This is a genomic window from Olivibacter sp. 47, from assembly GCF_030372825.1.
In the GTDB taxonomy this organism is placed as follows: domain Bacteria; phylum Bacteroidota; class Bacteroidia; order Sphingobacteriales; family Sphingobacteriaceae; genus Olivibacter; species Olivibacter oleidegradans.
In genome coordinates this window covers 1-310 of sequence record NZ_JAUCNR010000013.1, presented here as the reverse complement: position 1 = coordinate 310, position 310 = coordinate 1, and the positions used below count along the sequence as shown (strand labels likewise).

The 310-nt window shown below is 41.6% G+C and carries 1 pseudogene; it reads left to right on the top strand.

The features are described 5' to 3' along the window. Window positions 1-310, top strand: a pseudogene (locus tag QT327_RS28085) (hypothetical protein); the annotation flags it as partial.

The window sequence follows — 310 nt, the reverse complement described above, 5'->3', positions numbered from 1 at the left end:
CCCGGTGATAGGGAGATGGGGAAGTGTGGATCCGTTAGCGGAGCAGATGAGAAGGCACTCTCCTTACAGTTATGCATTCGATAATCCGATCCGGTTTATAGATCCTGACGGGATGGCTCCGGATGTTTGGGAATATAACACTGATACCAAACAATTGAAAATAGTGGAGAGAACTTCTGATAAATTCCATCTTATTCAAGATCAAAGAGGAAACACAATTATTAGAACTGATGATGACCAGACGGATATTGCTCAAAGAATCAAGGGAATGGACAGTAAAGCTCCCGCTTTGGATTTTTATAATACTTTG